Raw genomic sequence first — 20,846 nt, 5'->3', positions numbered from 1 at the left:
CCCGCCCTACTTTATCGTGCTCAAATAATGCGGGAACATTTCCTTCCATATCGGCCAATCGTGATTGGCGTAGGGGCGTATGTCCAGCCAGTGGTTAATACCCTTCGCGTTCAATATGTTCGACATGGTGATGTTATAATCCTTGCACATATCATGTTCTGACGTGCCCAGGATGATGTTCATCTGCCAAAGCTCGTGCTTATTGCTTCCGGGCATAAAATCTACCGGGTTATTGTAAAATATATCGTCGTTATAAAAGCCGTCGGTAAACATTTTAATGTCGAATGCACCGCCCATCGTGAACAGGTGGGCCACCTTTTCGGGGTGTTTAAAGGCGAAGTTAGCCGCATGGTAACCGCCAAAACTGCAGCCCGCTACAGCTACTTTGCCCACCCCGGTCTCGTGCTGTGCCCAGGGGATCAGCTCGTCGATAAGCATTTTATCGTACCATGTGTAATTACGGGCGCGATCTGCCGGGTGGATGCCCTTGTCGTACCAGCTGCGGTCGTCTATCGTATCGGGGCAGTAAATTTTTACCAGGCCTTCGTCAACAAACCATTTGGCGGCTTCTATCAGCCCGAAATCTTTATTCTGATGAAAACGGCCCTTAGTAGTCGGGAACAGGATAACCGGGTAACCACGGTCGCCGAAAACCAGCATCTCCAGGTCGGTATTTAAATTCGGCGAATGCCAGCGGTGATATTGCTCAGTCAAATTGTTGTTTTATAAGAGGGTAAGATAGCAGGATTGCCCGTAAATGTCAACAACAAGCCAAATAATTCTGTTTTGGCTAATTAAATAAAAGTATAACCCTACTTTTGTACCCTTATTATTTTTAACTTGACCATGTACCATAGTACAGATACTGAAATGAAGATAGCAGAGCAGGAGATCATCCTCACATCGGCCCATTTAATCCGCGACGTTACCTGCACCCTGCTGATGCCCGAAGAAGGCGCTTTTGCCGAACCACTGAACCTGCTTTTACTGAACGATGGCCAGGAACTGGAAAACCTGAAGCTAATTGATACCCTCGAAAACCTGTACACCCGCAACTGTATCAAACCCCTGCTCACAGTGGCCATACATGCCGGCGACGAGCGCATACAAGAGTATGGCATTGCCGGCCAGCCCGACTTTAAAAAGCGCGGTGCAAAAGCCAATCTGTACACCCAGTTTATTATTACCGAACTGCTGCCCTTTATTACCCAACATACCGGGATAGAACATTTTGAAAGTACCGCTTTCGCGGGATGCTCTTTAGGTGGGTTAACCGCTATGGATGTTGCCTGGAATCACCCTGATCTGTTTGACCGGGTGGGCGCATTCTCTGCATCGTTTTGGTGGAGGGGAAAAGACCTTGCTAAAGGCTATACCGATATTGACCGACTTATGCACACTATGATCAAAAACACACCCGGCAAACCCGACGTAAAATTCTGGCTGCAAACGGGTACCAAAGATGAAACTGCCGACCGTAACAAGAACGGCATCATCGACTCGATTGACGATACCATCGACGTGATCAAAGAGCTGCTGGCCAAAGGTTACGAACGCCCTGCCGATATCCAGTACCTGGAAGTTTTAGGCGGCACCCATGACCCCGACACCTGGGGCAAAGCCATGCCCAAGTTTTTACAATGGGCCTTCGGCAGGACGGTGATCTAATAAAACCATGTCATTGCGAGGAGCGATAGCGACGTGGCAATCTCAGCGGACAGGTCGCCAGGTGCTTATTGCCTTCTCCGTCCGCACCTTGCCCGAACAAGCCGGACAAAGCGGACAAGCATTTAAAGACGTGTCATTGCGAGGAGCGATAGCGACGTGGCAATCTCAGCGGACAGGTCGCCGCGTGCTTATCAACCTTGTCCGTCCGCTCCTTGCCCGGACATGCGGAACAAAACTTTTATTAAAAAGATTTCATTTAATGAACAATGTTCATTTTATTTGCATCAACAAAGCAAATGACTACAGCCAACCGTAAATTAAAGGAAAAAGAAGAGTTGAAAGCGCTGATCTTAGACAGCGCCAAAAAACTGTTTTTAATTAAAGGCGTAGAGCAAACCACTATCCGAAGCATTGCACAGCATATAGACTACAGCGTGGGCACCGTTTACGTGTACTTTAAAGATAAGAACGCCATTCTGAACGAGCTGCACATACAAGGCTTTGCACAACTTAGCATACAATTTGAGGTACTACGGCATGTGGCCAACCCGATGGAACGGCTGATTGCCATGGGCCGGCTGTATATTGAGTTTGCTATGGCCAACCCCGAGATGTATGAGTTGATGTTTACCCTGAAGGCCCCTATGGAGGCTCTGAACGAAGCTGATGACGAAGAATGGAAGCAAGGGATAAATGCCTTTACTTTTTTAAAGGCCACGGTACTGGAATGTATAAGCACGGGGCATTTTAAAGGCCATCAGCCCGATGCACTAACGTTTATGATCTGGAGCCTGGTGCATGGCATGTGCAGCCTGCACATCAGTAACCGTATCACCGGCGTACGCCTTGATAATGCCGCGGGCATGGTACCCGCAGGCTTTGAAGAATTTATACTGATATTGAAAAAACTATAACCTTTTTTTTGCCCATTTAATGAACATAATTCAAATAATAAACATAGATCAATAAACAACAACGTCATGAATAATTTTCTAAACACCCTCAGGTATCGTAACGAACCTTTATTTTATTTCGGCCTGCTTTGCCTGTTAACCGCGTTGGTTTTAGTGCCCGTTGCCCGGGCAAGCCAGCTCCAGGTTACGGGCACCAACGCCTGGGACAAGCCTATCAAATTTGCGCTCTCCATCGGCGTATTTTGCTGGACCATGGGGTGGTTTTGCTGGTACCTGCAAATGCCCGGCCAGGTAACACTGTACAATTGGGCCACTATTATTTTACTGGCTTTTGAACTGTTGTACATTACCTACCAGGCAGGGCGCGGGCAGCAATCGCACTTTAACCGCAGTACGCCGCTCTACTCGGTCTTATACACAGGGATGGCTTTTGCAGCAACCGCCGTTGCTTTGCACACCGCATACATGGGCATATTGTTTTGCAGCCGCAGTTTCCCCCAACTGCCCGATTATTACCTGCTCAGTATCCGTTCAAGCATCTTTTTGTTTGTGATCTTCGCGTTTGAAGGGGCGTTAATGGGCGGCACCAACGCCCATACCATCGGCGGGCCTGACGGTGGCAGCGGCCTCCCCTTCCTGAACTGGAGCCGTAAATTTGGCGATGCACGCATAGCGCACTTTGTAGGCATGCACGCCCTGCAGGTGCTGCCCCTGTTGGCCTACTATCTTCTTAAAGATATAAGGCTGACGCTGCTGGCGGGTGTAGTCTACACCGCTATCGCGATACTGATACTGGCGCAGGCATTGAACAGGATGCCGTTGGTGAGGTGATTAGGGGGGGGTTGATAAAAAAGCAATCGGTGACACAGCGGAAATCTTGTCATGCTGAACGATAGTGAAGCATCTTTGAACTTTGCTGAAAAGAAGTGTTTTACAAGCTTGACACATGACCGCAAAACCGGTGCAGATATTAGTGATGTGGTGTTTGTGTAGGTTTGTCCGCCTTGTTCGGGATGTTCGGGGAGGGGGTGGACGGACAAGGGGGGGGGTAGTGTTCTTGTAAATTAAATGTTATTGTAAAAGTTGAATACCAATAATCTTGTCATGTGGTATTATACAATCTAAGTTGAACAATTTCATTAAATTCACGCGAAATATGGAACTTCCAAAGCCGATTCAAAACTTTATAAACGAAACACCTATATCTAAAATTGGATTTTGGCTTCAATCTTTGATGACTTTCTATATCAAGCCTTTGCGTTTTTTTACGGACTTTTATTCTCAAAATGTATCTGATAGGGTAAAACAATGTATTTTATATATTTTGCTATTTATAGTAATTATTGTGGTATTCACTGGGTCAGAAACAATGGAAACTGCAAGAATTGTGATTTCATTATTCTTTATTACAGTGCCCATATCCACAATAATTTACTTAGCGGCAACCATACTTCGCTTTGATCATTTAGTCGCTATTCGCTCTATTTCATTTAGTTATATATCATTTTTATTATGGCTAACTCCAGCATTTCTGTTCACATGGATTTTTATAAAAAATGAAGACTACACATTTCTCTACATCGCAAATATTTTTAATTCTGTATCTATTGTATTTACATTTTGCTTCTTTTGGTTTATTATCCACGCAAAGCCACTTAGAATACTTGCAGCGTTTTGTCTAAGTTTGATTTTGCTTAACGTACTAATGTTTGCATTAAGCTTTATCAATATTGGGGAAGAAAGACATGACGGAATTGGCTTTGATCCAATAGTAAATGAAATTAACGGCATCCTGCCTGATTTAAAATCTTATCCAGGTATTATATACACACGAACGACAATAGTTGAACTGGGAAAGAAACGAATTGATAGTATTTCAATCTTAAATAATGATACATTAACTCACTTTGGTCAGGAAGGTGTCAATCTTTATCGGCATATGGCGAAGATTAACGTCCGCAAAATCGATTCGATTATAAAAGTTGCTAAGTTTAACAGAACAAAACATGTCTTAAAGCCACTGCGTGATTTTTATTTTTTGATAAATACATATTTTGATTATCCCGCATGCGACACTTGCTTAATTAAATCTCAGGTTATTTCAAATCACAAAACAGGGCTGGTTTTGAAGGAAACAAAGGAATATGTCATTGATGATGTCTACCTACAAGACTTCAAAAAATTTGAAAAAAACATTAAAATATTAGAAGAAGACGTAAATAGGGCTAATAATCCCTTAACAATACCAGGTGTACTTTTATATCCTTATTATTTTGTTGGTGATTTATTAGGAAAAAAGACCATACATGTTTATACGAATTTATGAAAGAGAGAAAAATGGTTTCAAATTTAGGGGAATTTGATATTTGCACTCATGATTTTACGAATTTAAAACTCTTAAATCTATATCCAGTCGTCAAATAAAACATTTTTCCCCGCTGGCGCATGCGTGCCGCGCGTGTTTTAACGCGCTGTTCTTGTCCGCCCTGTCCGCTCCATTAACGGACGGACAAACACGGTAGCCTACATACCCCCCGCAGAAGATTCCTCGTCGCTGCGCTTCCCTCGGAATGAATGGGTGGTACGAAACATCTTGTCCGCCTTGTCCGCACCATTAACGGATGGACAAACCGATAGCCTACTCACTCCTCGCAGAAGATTCCTCGTCGCTGCGCTTCCCTCGGAATGACAGGGTGGTAACTTGCCTGTTTGTGTGTATCATTCCTAATCATCTGCATATCTGCACATTCGCATATCTGCATATTCGCCGCCCGCTCCATGTTAAACAATTGTTAAATGCAAGCCGCGTTTTTAAATCCCATTTATAAACGCTATCTTTGCGCCAAATTTAGAGGCCGCATTTTATGCAAAAAATAAGAAATATAGCGATCATCGCACACGTTGACCACGGTAAAACCACATTGGTTGACAAAATTTTACACAGCTGCGCTATCTTCCGTGATGGGCAGGAAACTGGTGAATTAATATTGGATAACAATGACCTGGAGCGTGAGCGTGGTATTACCATCGTATCAAAAAACGTTTCGGTAATGTATAAGGATGTTAAGATCAACATCATCGATACCCCTGGTCACGCCGATTTTGGTGGTGAGGTTGAGCGTGTATTGAAAATGGCCGATGGCGTTTTATTATTATGTGATGCGTTTGAAGGTGCTATGCCTCAAACCCGCTTTGTTACCCAAAAGGCTTTGGCTTTAGGCTTAAAACCTATTGTGGTGGTAAACAAGGTGGATAAAGAGAACTGCCGCCCCGAAGAGGTTTACGAGCAGATCTTCGAATTATTCTTCAACCTGGAGGCTACCGAAGACCAACTGGATTTCCCGGTTATCTACGGTTCTTCTAAACAAGGTTGGATGAGCACAGATTACAAACAACCAACAGAAGATATCTTCCCGTTGATGGATGCTATTTTAGCAAACATACAACCGCCGCCAATTAGTGAAGGTACATTGCAAATGCAGATCACCTCGTTAGATTACTCATCTTTCGTGGGCCGTATTGCAATTGGCCGTGTGGCACGAGGTACTATCAAAGAAAACATGCCGGTATCGTTGGTAAAACGCGATGGCACTATCCAAAAATCACGTATTAAAGAATTATACACCTTTGAAGGTTTAGGAAAGGTTAAAGCTACCTCGGTTAGCGCAGGTGATATTTGTGCTGTTGTAGGTATCGACGGTTTTGATATTGGCGATACCATTGCCGATTTTGATAAGCCGGAACAACTGGAAGTTATCCATATCGACGAGCCTACCATGAACATGTTGTTCACCATCAACACTTCACCTTTCTTTGGTAAAGAGGGTAAGTTTGTAACATCACGCCACTTACGTGACCGTTTGTACAAAGAGATGGAGAAAAACCTGGCATTAAAGGTTGTTGAAACCGAATCGCCTGATTCATACCTGGTGTACGGCCGTGGTATCCTCCATTTATCGGTACTGATCGAGACCATGCGCCGCGAGGGTTACGAGTTACAGGTAGGCCAGCCACAGGTTATCGTTAAAGAAATTGACGGTGTTAAATGCGAGCCGGTTGAAACCCTGATCGTTGATGTACCGGGCGAAGTAGCAGGTAAGGTTATTGAGCTGGTTACACAGCGCAAAGGCGACCTGTTGGTAATGGAGCCTAAAGGCGATTTACAGCACCTGGAGTTTGATATCCCTGCACGTGGTATCATCGGTTTACGTAACAACGTATTGACTGCAACAGGTGGCGAGGCTATCATGGCCCACCGCTTTAAAGCATACGAGCCATGGAAAGGCCAGATCCCTGGTCGTTTAAATGGTGTATTGGTATCTATGGATACCGGTAAAACTACTGCTTTCGCTATTGATAAATTGCAGGATCGTGGTCGTTTCCACATCGATCCGGGAGTTGATGTTTACGAAGGCCAGGTATTAGGCGAGCACATCCGCGATAACGATTTGGTTATTAACTTAACCAAGGGCAAGCAGTTAACCAACATGCGTGCATCTGGTAGCGATACCAACGTGCGTATTGCACCGGCCATCAAATTCTCGTTAGAGGAATCAATGGAGTACATCCAGGCCGATGAGTATATTGAGGTTACACCGCAAAGCATCCGTATGCGTAAGATCTATCTGAACGAGAACGAACGCCGTATCAACGCTAAAAAATTCCAAAGCCAGTAAGCTGTTGGAATCAAGATAAAAGAATCAGGAATCAAGACCTATTTTGAATCATATTAAAAAGGCTGTCATTTATTTGGCAGCCTTTTTTTGTTGGTTGGTTGTCCGCTTTGTTCTATTATTCCGCTCAGGTTACGGACGGACAAAACAACGCATCTCAGCGCGTCATTGCGAGGAACGAAGTAATCCCAAGCGAAGTGTTCTTAATAGGAAAGGTTGGTACTTTTATCAATGTCAGCCCGCTCATTGCCGCGGATGGCTACTTCTTTTGTCTTGATACAAAAGAAGCAAAAGATCAAGTCAGCAGAAAGGCTTTTTTGCCGCACAAGGCCTTTGCCCTGCAAACCGGGCAGAACCACGGGGCGGCTACTTTTGCCCTAACGCTTTTTCCACCGCTTCAGCAAAATCCGCTAATTCCCCTTTCCTTCAGCGCAAGGCCAACACGTTCTACCCGCTATCACCCAAAGCTGTTCTGTCTGACAAAGAGAAATGACAAAGCCTGACAAACCGAACGTTACCGAATCCTCAAATGCGGCATTGGTTTGTACGGGTAGCAGTGACCGTGCAGCAGCACTAACTTTAACAGGACAAGGCACGGCCGCAGAGTTTTCTTTGGTTACTTTCTTTTGCGGAAAAAGAAAGTGACATCCACTGACGTTCATAAACCAAAACCACCCCTAACAAAGCACTACAAACCCATCCCTAACGAAGCACTAACAACCCCGGAAAATCCCTCGTCGCTGCGCTTCCCTCGGGATGACAAGATCTTGTCCGCTTTGTCCGCTCAGGTTGCGGACGGACAAGAACACTTTTTTCTGAACCATGATTTTCTTGATTTTAGGATTACCACGATTTGAAATTGTAAAAGGAATCAAGGAAATCAGTTAATCCTATAAATCAAGGTTCAGACAATTGCCCGTTGCCACACCTCCAACCCCGCTCCCCGCTCCTCTTCTCTCACATTTTATTTCTACTATCTTTGCAAATAATCATGCGTATTCCCACCATCCCAGGATTTGACCAGCAGGCCTTAGAAAAGTATTTTAAAAATACGGGGATGTCTTTTGTGGGCAAAGTAGGTAGCCTGCTCATTAAAATGCTGGTTAGCATTGCCGTTGCGCGGTACTTAAGTAAGGATAAGCTGGGTATCATCACCGGGGGGATCACCTATATTTATCTTTTTTCGGCCTTCGCCACCCTCGGGTTAGATCAGTTCATCGTGAAAGAGCTGCACCAGTTCCCCAAAAACCGCGATAGCATTTTAGGCACATCTTTTTGGATGAAGGTGGCAGGCGGCATTGCCTGTATCCCGCTGGTATGGTTGGCTTACCAGTTTTATCCGGCTAAGGGTACACCATACATCTACGTACTCATATTTTCGGTAATAGGCATTGTACAGGCATTCAATGTGATCGACTCGTACTTCCAGTCGGAGGTGCAATCCAAATACATTATGCAGGTACAGGTAACGGGCAACCTGTTATCGGCGGCAATTAAATTGGTGCTCATTTATCTCCAAATGCCTTTGATCGCCTTTGTTTACGCCTACGCTTTAGATTTTATATTACTGGCCCTGGGTTATTACTTAACCTATCAGCGTAAGGGGCGCAACATATTCAACTGGGCTTATAATGGACAACTGGCTAAAAAGCTGCTTACCTATTCGTGGCCGCTCATTATCTCGGGTATAATGGTTTCGTTGTATATGAAGATAGACCAGCTGATGATCCAGAATATATCGGGTACAAAAGAGGCGGGAGCTTATGCCACAGTAGCTACCTTAAGCGAGGCCTGGAACTTTATCCCAACCGTTATTGTCACTACACTTTTCCCGGCTATACTGAATGCCCGCAGGGACGATACCGAACGCTATAAAAAGCGCATCCAGAATTTGTATGATCTGATGGTGTACCTGAGCCTGCCGGCCGCCATCGTAGTAGCATTTGCGGCACCGCTTATCTATAAAATTTTATACACTCCTGAGTTTTACTACGCCGCGCCAACGCTATCGGTACATATCTGGTCGGGCGTGTTTGTATTTTTAGGGGCGGCCAACAGCCAGTACTTAATCGCCGAAGGCTACACCAAACTTACCTTTTTGCGTACGGGCTTTGGGGCAATCGTAAATATCGGCCTAAACCTCATCCTAATCCCTAAAATGGGCATGATGGGCGCGGCGATTGCTACCCTGGTGGCCTATGCCAGCTCGGCATTTTTTGTTTTATTTATTCCTAAAGTTAGCAACCAAGGCGTGATGATGTTAAAATCATTATTCTTAATTTCACTGTTTAAAAAAATCATAAAGCGTTGAGTACATTTTCGTCACTTTTGCAGGTATTAACTAATCCGGCGCACTTGCGCTCGCTGTTGTCTTTTAACAGTAAGGGCTATCTGGATGATATCGGCTGGTTTAAGGCCTTTGACAGCAAATCACCGGTAGATCGTGATGGCAACCCTATCCCCTGGGTTACCTATTCTTTTATCGATTTTATAAAAGACCGTCTTAATAAGGCGCATACCGTTTTTGAATTCGGCTCGGGCAATTCTACTTATTTCTACGCCAAATACGCAGGGGTGGTAGTATCTGTGGAGCATGATAAAGAGTGGTTTGATAAAATAGAGCAATCCGGTAAAAAGCCCGAGAACTCCGAACTGATCTATACCGAACTGGTACGCGGCGGCGATTACTGCCAGATGCCCGGTAAACTACAGGAGAAGTTCGACATCATTATTGTAGATGGCCGCGACCGTGTGAACTGCTGCAAGCAAGCAGTCGACGCATTGAGCGAAACAGGCGTAGTAGTACTGGACGATTCTGAACGAGCCGATTATAAAGAAGGGGTTGATTTCCTGGTAGCAAAGGGATTTAAGCATTTACCGTTCAGCGGTATATCGCCGGGGCTGTTTTATCGTAAATCAACATCGGTATTCTATAAACCTGCAAACTGCCTGGGTATTTAAGTTATGGCACAACAAAAACTAAGCGGCAATGTAAAAACCGCGTACGATGAATTTTACCAGAAGCATGACGAAGCCTGGCGCATGCTGGGTGCCAAATACAAAGCACAGCATATTGTTGATGTGTGTAAAGGCCAAAGCTTTAAAAAGGTTTTAGAAGTTGGCGCAGGCGATGGTAGTATTTTGAAGTACCTTTCCGACTGGAACTTTGCGCCCGAATATCAGGCGGTAGAGATCAGTGATAGCGGGGTAAAGCACATCAAATCGCGCGAGATAAAGGGGCTTACCCTGGTGCAGGAGTTTGACGGTTACAAGCTTCCCTTTGCCGATGATAGTTTCGACCTCATTATCCTGTCGCATGTATTGGAGCATGTAGAGCATGAACGCCTGCTGCTGCGCGAGATAAAGCGCGTAAGCCGCAGTTTTGTGATAGAAGTACCCATCGACTATAAACCGGGGGTGGATAAGCGCATCAGGCACTTTTTGGCCTATGGGCACATTAACGTTTACACGCCAACATCGTTAAGATACTTGTTACAAACCGAGGGATTTGAGGTAGTAAAAGATCTTACCTCGATGATAGAACCCGAGGTTACGCTGTTTAATACCTACATCAATCAAAAAAAGCCAAAAGGCTTTGTTACCGGCATGAAGATAGCGCTGGAGTATTTTGCCAAAACCACCGTAGCCAAAGCAGGCGGTAAAAAATGGCACGAGAAACTGGCCAACGCCTACACGGTACTTTGCAGCAAAACCGATAAACAGGCAGATATATTTTAAGGTTAACCAACACATGTTCGCTGTGTTAAAATATTCACTCATTCACCCAATCGTTAATTGACCCCTCTCGCTCCCATAGCCCTTTTCGTTTATAACCGGCCCGATCATACCCGCCAAACGATAAGCTATTTGCAAAAAAATGAACTGGCTGATTTGTCCGACTTGTTTATTTTTTCCGATGGGGTGCGGACGGACAACGACAGGGCGGCGGTTGATGAGGTACGGCAGATCATCAGCGATGTAACGGGCTTCAGATCTGTAAAGATTATTGCCAGGGATCAGAATTTGGGGCTGGCCAATTCTATCATTGCCGGGGTTAGCCAACTCACCAACACTTACGGAAAGGTAATTGTATTTGAGGACGATCTGATCTCCTCCCCTTACACGCTCCGCTTCTTTAACGATGCGCTAACACGATACGCCGATGAAGAGCAGGTAATGCACATTGGCGCCTATATGTTTGATCTGGCCGATAAAACACTGCCCGAAACCTTCTTTTTTCGTGCGGCCTTTAGCTGGGGATGGGCCACCTGGGCAAGTTCATGGAAAAACTTCGAGCCGGATATTGATAAACTGATGGCACAGTTTGATGAGCAGAAGATCAAACAGTTTTCTATAGACCATACCATGAATTTCTGGAAACAGATGCAGGGCTTTAAAGCAGGCAAAAATAATTCGTGGGCCATTAGGTGGTATGCATCCATTTTTTTAAAGGGCGGGCAAACGCTTAACCCGTCGCATTCGCTTATCCACAACATCGGGCATGATGGCTCTGGCGTTCATTCCAACATCGAGCACATGTACCGGGTTCAGGTAGCCGATAAGCCCGTAACAAAATTCCCGGCACAGGTGCAGGAAAATGTACAGGCCTACCTGGCCATTAAACATTTCCTTAAAAACCGAAAGGGCACATTATTACAACGTGGCATCCGCCTGGTAAAACAGTTACGGATAAAGTATTTGAGCAGTAAATAAGCACTTGTTAACATTTATCCATCAGATTAATGCCTATGTTAATAAGTATAGGCGCCTGTTTATTAAGAGTTTAACAATCAGATATTATATTTGGTTAATTGTTAAAATCAGTCCTAACACTCACCGCGTTCTTTATGATTTAATAAGGTCAGTAAAAAAATGTAAAAAAGAGAGAGCCAAAAGCTTTCTCTTTTTTTGTTCATGAAACATTGCTTTGTTTTTTGGTGTTAACCTAAAAAACTAAACCATGAAAGACCAAAACGACACCACACCAGCTGAAAAAGATGGAAAATACGAATTTCAGCTGCACTACTCGGGCCGTGAAGTGCCCTGCACCGTAGTGAAAGAACAAGATAAGGTAACTGTATGTATCGAAGACAAGACCAACGCAGTACTAACCGTTCAGCCTGACGGTAGCTGGGCACAAACTTCCGGTGATGACCTGGCAGACTCTGCCATCGATTATATCAGGAAGCGCATCTTAGGATAATCATCAACCTTGAATTACAGGGTACATGGCTTAATCGTTATGTACCCTGTCTAAACCTTTCTTCATGAGTATAAGCTACCTCAATCAAACGCTTCGCATCCTTGCCCTTTTTGTATTAGTTTTTGTCGTGCTATTTTTTGGCAGGGCCGTATTAATCCCCTTAACGTTTGGCCTTATATTGGCTATGTTACTATTACCTTTTTGCCGTTGGCTGCAGGGGCGGGGTTTAGGTAACGGGGTATCGTCAGCATTAAGTGTAGTGGCACTCCTGCTATTGGTGGGCGGGATAATCACTTTATTACAATACCAGGTAAGTGATCTGGTAGAAGATCTGTCGAAGATCGAAGAAAGGTTCAATAGTATTTTAGGGGGGCTTAAAACTTACGTAAAGCAGCATTTCGGCATCTCTGCGCAAGAGCAGCAAAAAATAATCAAAGAGCAGCAAAGCAGCGGTATGGGCCAGGTAGCTGGCATCGTAACCGGCCTGGTTGGTTCATTGGCAGGCATTATGGTCGATGCTATTTTGGTTCTGGTTTATACCTTTCTGTTCATTTTTTTCCGCGGGCATTTTAAGCAATTCCTCCTGCGCCTGTTCAAACCAGAAGATCGGGACACTACGCGCGAGGTATTACAAAATGCGGGTAAAGTTACCCAGCAATATTTGGGTGGTTTAGGCCTCATGATCGTGATGCTATGGGTAATGTACGGCATTGGCTTTAGTATTGTAGGCGTTAAGAACGCCCTTTTCTTTGCCGTGTTGTGCGGTATATTAGAACTGGTTCCGTTTGCAGGTAACATCACCGGTACATCCATTACTGTTTTAATGGCGCTTGCGCAAAGCGGCGATACCAAAGTAGTCATTGGCGTAATTATAACCTACGGCTGTGTACAACTGATACAAACCTACCTGCTGGAGCCTTTAGTGGTGGGCGACAGGCTCAATATAAACCCATTGTTCACCATCCTGATCATCGTAGTAGGCGAGGCTGTTTGGGGCATCCCCGGCATGATACTGGCCGTACCGCTGTTAGGCATTTTCAAAATAATTTGCGACAATGCCCCGCCGTTAAATGATATTGGCTTTTTGATAGGCCCGCCTAAAGAGAAAAAGAAAGATAAGAAGGAACGCAACTTCATCACCAATTTATTTTCAAAAAGTAATTAAACTGTAGTATTAGTTATAAGTTTTAGTGTAAAGAAAATATCGTTGGTTTGTGGCTAATTATTAGCACATTACCTCTGAAAATAATAATATTTCCAATAAATATTATTATTTTCAAACGCTATTATTGACACACTAAATCAATTACATGGTTAAACTTTACTTTGCGTGTTTTTTATTGATCTCAATGCTGTTTGCCGGGAACAGCTATGCGCAAGCTCCAAAAATTGGATACACCTCCCCTCAAAAATTAACAGTAGGCGTTGCCACCAGCACCATCAAACCAACCTCGACCGGTGGCGCCATACCTGCCGACGTATATTCTAAAGCAAGCACTATTGCCGGTAGCGGCCAGTATGGATATAAAGATACGGTAGCCGCATTTGCCAACTTCGCCAGCCCTATCAACGTGGCGTACGATGGCAATGGTAACTTGTACGTGGCCGACGCCAACTTAAACCTGATCAGAAAAATTTCGGCAGCAGGTTTAGTAAGCACGTTTGCAGGGAATACCAAGGCCGGGGCTAAAAATGGCCAGGATACCGCAGCCAGGTTCAATTACCCTACGGGTATCGTGTGTGATAAGGCAGGTAACGTATTTGTAGCCGATTTTGGCAATAATATGATCCGTAAAATTACACCCGCAGGTGCGGTAACCACCTTTGCAGGTAATATCAACAGCGGTAAAGATAACGGGCCGGGTCTGTCAGCCCGTTTTAGTTTGCCATACGGTATCAACATCGATAAAAGTGGGAACTTGATCGTCGCCGATTCTTATAACAACCTGATCCGCAGGATAACCCCATCGGGAGATGTAAGCACTGTAGCCGGTACCGGCGCCCAGGGCAGAAAGGACGGTTCGTTTTCGACAGCGACTTTCCAGGTGCCCTATAGCGTGGCTGCCGATAGTGACGGCAATATTTACGTTGCCGATAAATCAAATAACTGCATCCGTAAAATAAGTACGTCGGGTTTTGTAACCACCATTACCGATACGATCTATAAAAACCCGGTGAGTATCACAGTAGATGATCAAAACAGATTGTACCTGGCTACCGAAAATGATTTCAGCATTTTACAGTTTGACGCAAACGGCGGTCGATTAAGCCGAATGCCATTCTCCGGCGGTTATTACAAGTCATTTTTAAACAGCACCGATACCCTAAGCCAATATAAAGGCAGTATGGGCTTACAGTTTGACGGTAAAAATAACTTACTGGTAACAGATCCGCTCAACGGCCTGATCCGTAAGGTAGCGATTTACGGTTATGCCATTACCCCAAGGTTACCGGCAGGCTTAAGCCTCGATGGAGCAGGCGGCATCACAGGTACCCCTACTATCGTATCACCGGCAACTAATTATACGGTTACAGCCTACAACAATAATGGCTCTATAACCACCAACATCAACCTTACGGTGGATAAAGGATCTAAAGTTATAACGTTCAATAAACTCAACGCCGTTACCTATGGCGATGCCGATTATTTTTCGCCGGGTGCTACCAGTACCGATACGCTTAACACTATTGTGTACACCAGCAGCAATTTAGCTGTTGCAACCATTGTAGATAACCTGATACATGTAACCGGGCCCGGGGCTACAACCATAACGGCCAGCCAGCCGGGTAACACCAACTATAACGATGCTACCCCGGTAACACAATCGCTAACGGTTAATAAGCCCACGCTTAACGGCCCGGCCATCAGCTACGGTGCCATTGCACCGTTCACGGTAAATGTTGCCATTAAACCCATCACCCCGGCGTCAAACGGCGGCGACATACCTAACCAGATCTACGCTACCACAAGCACCTATGCGGGCAGCGGCCTGTATGGCAGTAAAGATACGGTGGTAGCTAAAGGCGCCACATTCTCCAGTCCGCTAAGCGTTACTAACGATGCCACCGGTAATGTGTATGTGGCCGATGCAAATGCCAACGTGATCAGGAAGATCTCTGCCACAGGCGTGGTTACCACTTTAGCCGGGCAACCCACAAAGGGGTCTGCCAACGGGCAGGGTGCTGCGGCATCGTTCAATTACCCGGCAGGCATAGCGGTTGATAAGGCAGGCAACGTTTACGTAGCCGATTTTGGAAACAACATGATCCGTAAGATAACGCCTACAGGCCTGGTGACCACTTTGGCCGGGCAGCTTAATGCAGGCCGCGCAAATGGCCAGGGCACTGCAGCAAGTTTTACCTTACCCAATAGTGTAGCCATAGATAAAGACGGCAATTTAATTGTTGCCGATACCTATAATAACCTTATCCGCAAGATAACACCTGCCGGTTTGGTCACCACCCTTGCTGGCTCCGGTTCACCTGGTTTGCGGGATGGCACAGGCACGGCAGCAGCATTCAGGGCACCCTACAGTGTGGCTGTAAACAGTGCCGGTTACATTTACGTGGCCGATCAGGGTAACAAATGTATTCGCGGTATCACACCATCGGGTATTGTTAAAACCATTACAGATACTATTTACAACGAACCTATAGGTATCGCTGTTGATAATTTAAACAGGATCTACCTTTCCACAGCCAAAGCTTACACTATTTTACAATTCAATTCTAATGGTAAGCCTACCGGCACGGTGCCATTCTCCGGCAACTCGTCAAAATCATATACCGACGGCTTAGATACCCTTGCCGGTTACAAAGGCAATATGGGCTTAAAGTTCGACGGTCAGGGCAGCCTGTTAATTGCCGACGCCTTTAACAGTGTGATCCGCAAGGTTACGGTTGCCGGTTTTAGCATCAGCCCTCAACTACCTGTTGGCTTAAGTATTGATGGTAAAGGCGTAATAAGCGGTACCCCAACAATTAAATTTACGACAACCGACTATGTGGTAACGGCCTATAATAATAGCGGTATCTTTAAAACCACCGTAAATTTAAGTGTGGCCATCGGTACACGCACCATCACGTTTAAAACACCGGCACCGGTAACTTATGGCATTGCTGATTTTAACCCCGGTGCCACCGGTACAGATACGCTGGCAGCCATTACCTACACCAGCAGCAACGCTGCGGTAGCGACCATTGTTAACAATAAAGTACATTTGATTGGCGCAGGCACAACAACCATAACAGCCAGCCAGGCCGGCGACGCCAATTATACTGCGGCTACCCCGGTACAGCAACCACTTGTGGTAAACAAAGCCATACTAACCGTTACCGCCAATGATATTATTAAAACCGAAGCGAAGGATAATCCTTCCTTAACACTTACATACGACGGCTTTGTGAACGGGCAGGACACCACCATACTTACTAAAAAGCCGGTGGCGCAAACAACGGTAGTTACCGGCACGGCTGTTGGTGTTTACCCTATAACTGTAAGCGGCGGCGATGCAGCAAATTATTCCTTCAACTACGTAGCAGGTAAATTAACCGTATTCCCTGTACCGGTAATCACCTCGGTAGGCTCAACTACTATCGTAAAGGGAGGCTCAGTTGTATTGAAGGCAAGCCCGTCATCTGGTTATAAATACCAATGGACACTCTATGGTACGCCAATACCGGGTGCTACGGATTCTACCTTCACTGCTACCCAAACCGGTTCTTACAACGTAAACATTACCGCAAATAAATACACTACTTACTCACTATACACCAATGTACTCGCGCAATTAAAGCTATCGGCAGATAACTTTAAACTGCGTTTGGTAAGCGTAAGCTGCAAAGGTAGCAACAATGGTTCTATCCATATTACAGCAGGGCAAAAGCTTAAATATACGGCAGTGGTTACGGGTAATGGCTTTAATACCTCGCTGCCTTTTACGGATAGTTTGGCAATTAACAGCCTTTCTCCGGGTAACTATTCGGTTTGTTTTACCATAGAGGGCGAAACGTTTTTACAATGCTACCAGGTTAACATTACAGAGCCAAAAGATTTGTCGGTTTACTCGGTAGTGAACCGTACGCTTAACAACATTAACCTGCAGCTTGATGGCGGCAGCACATTTACCATCATGCTCAACGGTGCCAAATACACCACCAGCCAGCATGATGTTACCTTGCCGCTATTATCCGGCACCAATAAAATGACCATTACTACCGATAATTTATGCCAGGGCATAGTAGAGCGGGAGATTAACCTGAGCGATAAGATAACCCCGTTCCCCAACCCGTTCAGCAATGTTTTGTACGTCAACATCGGCGATCTGAACATCAAAAATATTAACGTGAATATTGTCGGCTTAACAGATGGCAAACCGGCGTATAATAAACAGTATACCAACAAATCGGGCATTCTGGAAATCGACTTGTCGGCTATCGCCAACGGTTTCTATTACCTTAACCTGGGGCTGGATAACAAACAGAGTGGTTATAAAATAATTAAGAAATAATGAAACGGATATATATAATAGCCCTGGTTTTTATTTTTGCGGCCTGTGGCAAAGGCGGCAATAATTCGGCCCCTGCACCCGGCAAGGCTACTTTGGTAGCGCCGCTTAAAGACCTTACCTGCAACACTGGTGTGATATTATCTGCGACCGAAAGTTCGGTAGCATTTTCATGGAACCCAGCCGAAAATACGGAAAGCTACGACCTTACCATCAAAAACCTGCTGACCCAAAAGGATATTGTGCAAAATACGCCAACACCAAACGCAACGGTTACCTTGCTGCGCAACACGCCCTACTCGTGGTCAGTTACGGCTAAGTCGTCCAAATCAGACACTAAGACAGATAGCGAAGTCTGGAAGTTTTACAATGCCGGAGCTGGGATTACCACCTATGCCCCATTCCCTGCCGAACTGTTAACACCGACATTCGGGCAAGTGCTTCCTTCCGGTACAACCAAGATAAACCTGACCTGGAAAGGTAGTGCGGTTGATAATAATATCACCGGCTACATAGTTTATTTTGGCCCGAATTCTAACCCGGATGTTTTCCGTCAGCGCGTTACAGATAGCTTTGTGAACGATGTTACGGTAAGTGCCAACACCACCTACTACTGGCGGATTGTAACGGTAGATGCTAATAACAACATCTCGGACTCGGGTACGGGGAATTTCTTTGTGAAGTAGTGTTGCATTACCCCAGCACTTCTTCCAATACCTCGTGCGATTTGATATTGCCGAAACCCTCTATATGCAAGGCGTAGTATTCCAGTAGTTTACTGATCAGGTAGCGGCGTTCGTCGTTACGGAGTTTGATCTCTTCGATGTGGCCGAAACCACTTTTGAGCAGGTTATAAAAATTGCTGGTATGCGGCGGCGACAGGTAGGATGCGCTATCAGGTTTGTAGGGGCTAAACACGCCGTTCTTCATATCAAAGTAGTTGGCGTTTTCCAACTGGGTGCCATGCGGGTAAAACCCAAGATATCGCGTAAGCTGAATTAAAAAAACCAGGTGGAAGTTTGCCAGCCCCTTATCGGCATGGTCAAGCAGTTCAATGGAGTTAAATATAAAATCGAAGCTTTGCTCGTCGGCAACCTGCTGTTTAATCGCCTTATACAAAACCTCATTCATGAACATAGCCAGGCAGCTTTTTATGATATCGTAAGGGATGGATTGCAGTTGCGGCAAGTTCTTTAATTCTGAGATCCGCTGGATATTACCCGCCGCTTTGTGGTACACCACCATATCTACCAAACTTAACGTTTGCAGCATATTACGGCCAATTTTAGCTTTTGGCTTGCGCGCCCCGTTAATGATGTATGATTGCAGGCCGAACTTTTCGGTAAAGATCTGTACTACTACGCTGCTTTCGCTGTAGTCGGTTGTTTTAAAAACAATGCCCCTGGTTTTATGCAGCATTTACAAGCAGTAGTAATTTTGGCACAAAAATGATGATGCCGGTAGCCAGCGAAAAAATAGCCACCACCAATGCCGCCGCCGCGCCCACATCTTTTACGCGCCCTGCCAATTCATTATAATCCGGCGATACCAGGTCGACAAGCGCTTCGATAGCGGTATTCAATAACTCGGCAACCATCATCAGCATGATACAAAGCATTACCCATTGCCATTCATCGGTAGTGATATGCAGGAAATAGCCGAACGCACAGGCCAAAATGGCTGCGAAGCAATGGATCCTGAAGTTTTGCTGGGTTTTAAAGGCATAGCCTAATCCCTTAAAGGCAAAACCAAAGCTGCGGATGAGTTTGTTCATGTTATTGATATACAAATCTGCACATTTGTATTCATTTTTGGGTTGAACAAACCCACAAAAACACCGTTATAAAACTATGGATCTGAAATTGACAGGAAAGGTTGCCCTAATACTGGCGGCCAGCAAGGGTTTGGGAAAGGCCATCGCGCTAAGCTTATCGCAGGAGGGTGCTCAAGTTATCATTGGCTCTCGCGATGCGGAGCAACTAAATAAAACCGCTGACGAGATCAAAAAAGCTACGGGTAATGAAGTGGTTGCCATCCCCGTTGATGTATCAGACGCTTTACAGCTAAGCGATTTTATAAAAAAGGCAGGCAATACATTCGGCCGGATCGATATCTTGCTGAACAATGCGGGCGGGCCGCCCTTTGATAAATTCGAGAACTTTGATGATGAGCAATGGCAAAAAGCGTTTGACCTTAACTTATTAAGTTTTGCCCGTACGAGTAAGCAAGTACTGCCGTATATGCAACAAGTTGGCGGCGGGCGCATTATCAATATCATCAGCGGATCTGTAAAGGCGGTGTTGGGCAATTCGGTACTATCTACCGCTATGCGGATGGGCGTAGTGGGGATGGCAAAATTAATGGCCGACGAATATGGGCCTTACAACATTACAGTAAACAATGTTGCACCGGGCCTGATATTAACCGACCGCATCAAACACACTTTGCCCAAAGGCATGGACCCCGATGAGGCCATCAAAGAAAAGGCAAAAAGCATCCCCTTGGGGCGCATAGGTAAACCGGAAGAACTGGCGGCTTTGGTAACCTTCCTGGCATCAGAACAGGCAAGCTACATCAGCGGTACCACCATACAGGTTGATGGCGGCGCTAACCGGGCCATTATGTGATCAGGCGCGCCTTTTTCTTAATCCGTTGCCGTAGTGCAGCACCGCTAAGAATGAGCCTAACGCTATGCCACCAGAAAAACCCTGCCAAAAATCGGCTTTGGCAGAAGCTGCCAGTTGAGGGATAAACGTAAATAAAAGAAATACAATTACCGAAAGGATCAATCCTGTTACGGCAATTATAAAACGCGTTCTGTCTGTCATATTAATAGAAAGTGTACATTAATTTAATAGCGTCGTCCAGGCCGTGTATATTT

General features: G+C 45.3%; 19 protein-coding genes. 15 read left to right on the top strand and 4 right to left on the bottom strand.

Annotated elements, in window-relative coordinates:
• Positions 1–6: 6 nt before the first annotated feature.
• Positions 7–714 carry an esterase family protein gene (locus IDJ76_RS13750; RefSeq protein WP_191163910.1) on the bottom strand — a complete coding sequence of 236 codons (708 nt, stop codon included), beginning with the start codon at positions 712–714 and terminating at the stop codon, positions 7–9.
• Between the two features lie 156 nt (positions 715–870).
• Here IDJ76_RS13750 and IDJ76_RS13745 point away from each other — a divergent pair, with 156 nt between their 5' ends.
• From IDJ76_RS13745 to IDJ76_RS13680, 14 genes are all read left to right on the top strand, one after another.
• Complete coding sequence (locus IDJ76_RS13745; protein WP_224746323.1) at positions 871–1,668, top strand: alpha/beta hydrolase; 798 nt, start codon at positions 871–873, stop codon at positions 1,666–1,668.
• A gap of 296 nt (positions 1,669–1,964) precedes the next feature.
• The gene (locus IDJ76_RS13740) at positions 1,965–2,582 is read left to right on the top strand and encodes a TetR/AcrR family transcriptional regulator (protein ID WP_191163908.1); all 618 of its coding nucleotides are present in this window, start codon (positions 1,965–1,967) and stop codon (positions 2,580–2,582) included.
• A 66-nt stretch (positions 2,583–2,648) separates the two neighbouring features.
• Positions 2,649–3,413: a hypothetical protein gene (locus IDJ76_RS13735; RefSeq protein ID WP_191163907.1), complete on the top strand. Its 765-nt coding sequence runs from the start codon at positions 2,649–2,651 to the stop codon at positions 3,411–3,413.
• A gap of 325 nt (positions 3,414–3,738) precedes the next feature.
• Entirely contained in the window at positions 3,739–4,908 is a 1,170-nt protein-coding gene (locus IDJ76_RS13730) for a hypothetical protein (RefSeq protein ID WP_191163906.1), read from the top strand.
• A gap of 538 nt (positions 4,909–5,446) precedes the next feature.
• Positions 5,447–7,258 (top strand): translational GTPase TypA, encoded by a 1,812-nt coding sequence (typA, locus tag IDJ76_RS13725; RefSeq protein WP_191163905.1) that lies wholly within the window; start codon positions 5,447–5,449, stop codon positions 7,256–7,258.
• A gap of 98 nt (positions 7,259–7,356) precedes the next feature.
• A complete protein-coding gene (locus IDJ76_RS13720) occupies positions 7,357–7,758 on the top strand; it encodes a hypothetical protein (protein WP_191163904.1) in 402 nt (133 codons plus the stop codon).
• Positions 7,759–8,246: 488 nt separating this feature from the next.
• Positions 8,247–9,566: a flippase gene (locus IDJ76_RS13715; RefSeq protein ID WP_191163903.1), complete on the top strand. Its 1,320-nt coding sequence runs from the start codon at positions 8,247–8,249 to the stop codon at positions 9,564–9,566.
• On the top strand, positions 9,563–10,216 hold the full coding sequence (locus IDJ76_RS13710) for an O-methyltransferase (protein ID WP_191163902.1): 654 nt from the start codon (positions 9,563–9,565) through the stop codon (positions 10,214–10,216). Before IDJ76_RS13715 ends, IDJ76_RS13710 begins: the two co-directional genes overlap by 4 nt.
• 3 nt (positions 10,217–10,219) lie before the next feature.
• Positions 10,220–10,993 carry a class I SAM-dependent methyltransferase gene (locus IDJ76_RS13705; RefSeq protein WP_191163901.1) on the top strand — a complete coding sequence of 258 codons (774 nt, stop codon included), beginning with the start codon at positions 10,220–10,222 and terminating at the stop codon, positions 10,991–10,993.
• A gap of 57 nt (positions 10,994–11,050) precedes the next feature.
• Positions 11,051–11,968: a glycosyltransferase gene (locus IDJ76_RS13700; protein WP_191163900.1), complete on the top strand. Its 918-nt coding sequence runs from the start codon at positions 11,051–11,053 to the stop codon at positions 11,966–11,968.
• A 247-nt stretch (positions 11,969–12,215) separates the two neighbouring features.
• Positions 12,216–12,458, top strand: a complete 243-nt coding sequence (locus IDJ76_RS13695) for a hypothetical protein (RefSeq protein WP_191163899.1) — start codon at positions 12,216–12,218, stop codon at positions 12,456–12,458.
• 64 nt (positions 12,459–12,522) lie between these two features.
• Positions 12,523–13,623: an AI-2E family transporter gene (locus IDJ76_RS13690; protein ID WP_191163898.1), complete on the top strand. Its 1,101-nt coding sequence runs from the start codon at positions 12,523–12,525 to the stop codon at positions 13,621–13,623.
• A 145-nt stretch (positions 13,624–13,768) separates the two neighbouring features.
• Entirely contained in the window at positions 13,769–17,968 is a 4,200-nt protein-coding gene (locus IDJ76_RS13685) for an MBG domain-containing protein (RefSeq protein WP_191163897.1), read from the top strand.
• Positions 17,968–18,651, top strand: coding sequence for a hypothetical protein (locus IDJ76_RS13680; protein ID WP_191163896.1), 684 nt, complete (start codon positions 17,968–17,970; stop codon positions 18,649–18,651). Before IDJ76_RS13685 ends, IDJ76_RS13680 begins: the two co-directional genes overlap by 1 nt.
• Before the next feature lie 7 nt (positions 18,652–18,658).
• Here IDJ76_RS13680 and recO read toward each other — a convergent pair whose 3' ends face one another.
• Positions 18,659–19,384 carry a DNA repair protein RecO gene (gene recO, locus IDJ76_RS13675; RefSeq protein ID WP_191163895.1) on the bottom strand — a complete coding sequence of 242 codons (726 nt, stop codon included), beginning with the start codon at positions 19,382–19,384 and terminating at the stop codon, positions 18,659–18,661.
• Positions 19,374–19,739 (bottom strand): diacylglycerol kinase family protein, encoded by a 366-nt coding sequence (locus IDJ76_RS13670; protein ID WP_191163894.1) that lies wholly within the window; start codon positions 19,737–19,739, stop codon positions 19,374–19,376. The genes recO and IDJ76_RS13670 overlap by 11 nt, the downstream gene beginning before the upstream one ends.
• Before the next feature lie 76 nt (positions 19,740–19,815).
• Here IDJ76_RS13670 and IDJ76_RS13665 point away from each other — a divergent pair, with 76 nt between their 5' ends.
• Positions 19,816–20,592, top strand: coding sequence for an SDR family oxidoreductase (locus IDJ76_RS13665; RefSeq protein ID WP_191163893.1), 777 nt, complete (start codon positions 19,816–19,818; stop codon positions 20,590–20,592).
• On the opposite strand, the gene IDJ76_RS13660 is transcribed toward IDJ76_RS13665, so the two are convergent.
• The gene (locus tag IDJ76_RS13660; protein WP_191163892.1) at positions 20,593–20,793 is read right to left on the bottom strand and encodes a hypothetical protein; all 201 of its coding nucleotides are present in this window, start codon (positions 20,791–20,793) and stop codon (positions 20,593–20,595) included. It abuts the gene before it with no gap.
• Positions 20,794–20,846: the final 53 nt, after the last annotated feature.

Origin of the sequence: Mucilaginibacter glaciei, from assembly GCF_014773245.1 — a bacterium.
GTDB lineage: Bacteria > Bacteroidota > Bacteroidia > Sphingobacteriales > Sphingobacteriaceae > Mucilaginibacter > Mucilaginibacter glaciei.
The sequence above is the reverse complement of the archived record's forward strand: the minus strand, read 5'-3'. Positions and strand labels throughout refer to the sequence as shown.

Excerpts from the sequence above, each read along its gene's own strand:
- IDJ76_RS13685 (WP_191163897.1), top strand. The coding sequence starts at position 13,769 with ATGGTTAAACTTTACTTTGCGTGTTTTTTATTGATCTCAATGCTGTTT.
- IDJ76_RS13695 (WP_191163899.1), top strand. The coding sequence starts at position 12,216 with ATGAAAGACCAAAACGACACCACACCAGCTGAAAAAGATGGAAAATAC.
- IDJ76_RS13715 (WP_191163903.1), top strand. The coding sequence starts at position 8,247 with ATGCGTATTCCCACCATCCCAGGATTTGACCAGCAGGCCTTAGAAAAG.
- IDJ76_RS13735 (WP_191163907.1), top strand. The coding sequence starts at position 2,649 with ATGAATAATTTTCTAAACACCCTCAGGTATCGTAACGAACCTTTATTT.
- typA (WP_191163905.1), top strand. The coding sequence starts at position 5,447 with ATGCAAAAAATAAGAAATATAGCGATCATCGCACACGTTGACCACGGT.
- IDJ76_RS13670 (WP_191163894.1), bottom strand. The coding sequence starts at position 19,739 with ATGAACAAACTCATCCGCAGCTTTGGTTTTGCCTTTAAGGGATTAGGC.
- IDJ76_RS13660 (WP_191163892.1), bottom strand. The coding sequence starts at position 20,793 with ATGACAGACAGAACGCGTTTTATAATTGCCGTAACAGGATTGATCCTT.
- IDJ76_RS13745 (WP_224746323.1), top strand. The coding sequence starts at position 871 with ATGAAGATAGCAGAGCAGGAGATCATCCTCACATCGGCCCATTTAATC.
- IDJ76_RS13705 (WP_191163901.1), top strand. The coding sequence starts at position 10,220 with ATGGCACAACAAAAACTAAGCGGCAATGTAAAAACCGCGTACGATGAA.
- IDJ76_RS13665 (WP_191163893.1), top strand. The coding sequence starts at position 19,816 with ATGGATCTGAAATTGACAGGAAAGGTTGCCCTAATACTGGCGGCCAGC.
- IDJ76_RS13740 (WP_191163908.1), top strand. The coding sequence starts at position 1,965 with ATGACTACAGCCAACCGTAAATTAAAGGAAAAAGAAGAGTTGAAAGCG.
- IDJ76_RS13690 (WP_191163898.1), top strand. The coding sequence starts at position 12,523 with ATGAGTATAAGCTACCTCAATCAAACGCTTCGCATCCTTGCCCTTTTT.
- IDJ76_RS13730 (WP_191163906.1), top strand. The coding sequence starts at position 3,739 with ATGGAACTTCCAAAGCCGATTCAAAACTTTATAAACGAAACACCTATA.
- IDJ76_RS13680 (WP_191163896.1), top strand. The coding sequence starts at position 17,968 with ATGAAACGGATATATATAATAGCCCTGGTTTTTATTTTTGCGGCCTGT.
- recO (WP_191163895.1), bottom strand. The coding sequence starts at position 19,384 with ATGCTGCATAAAACCAGGGGCATTGTTTTTAAAACAACCGACTACAGC.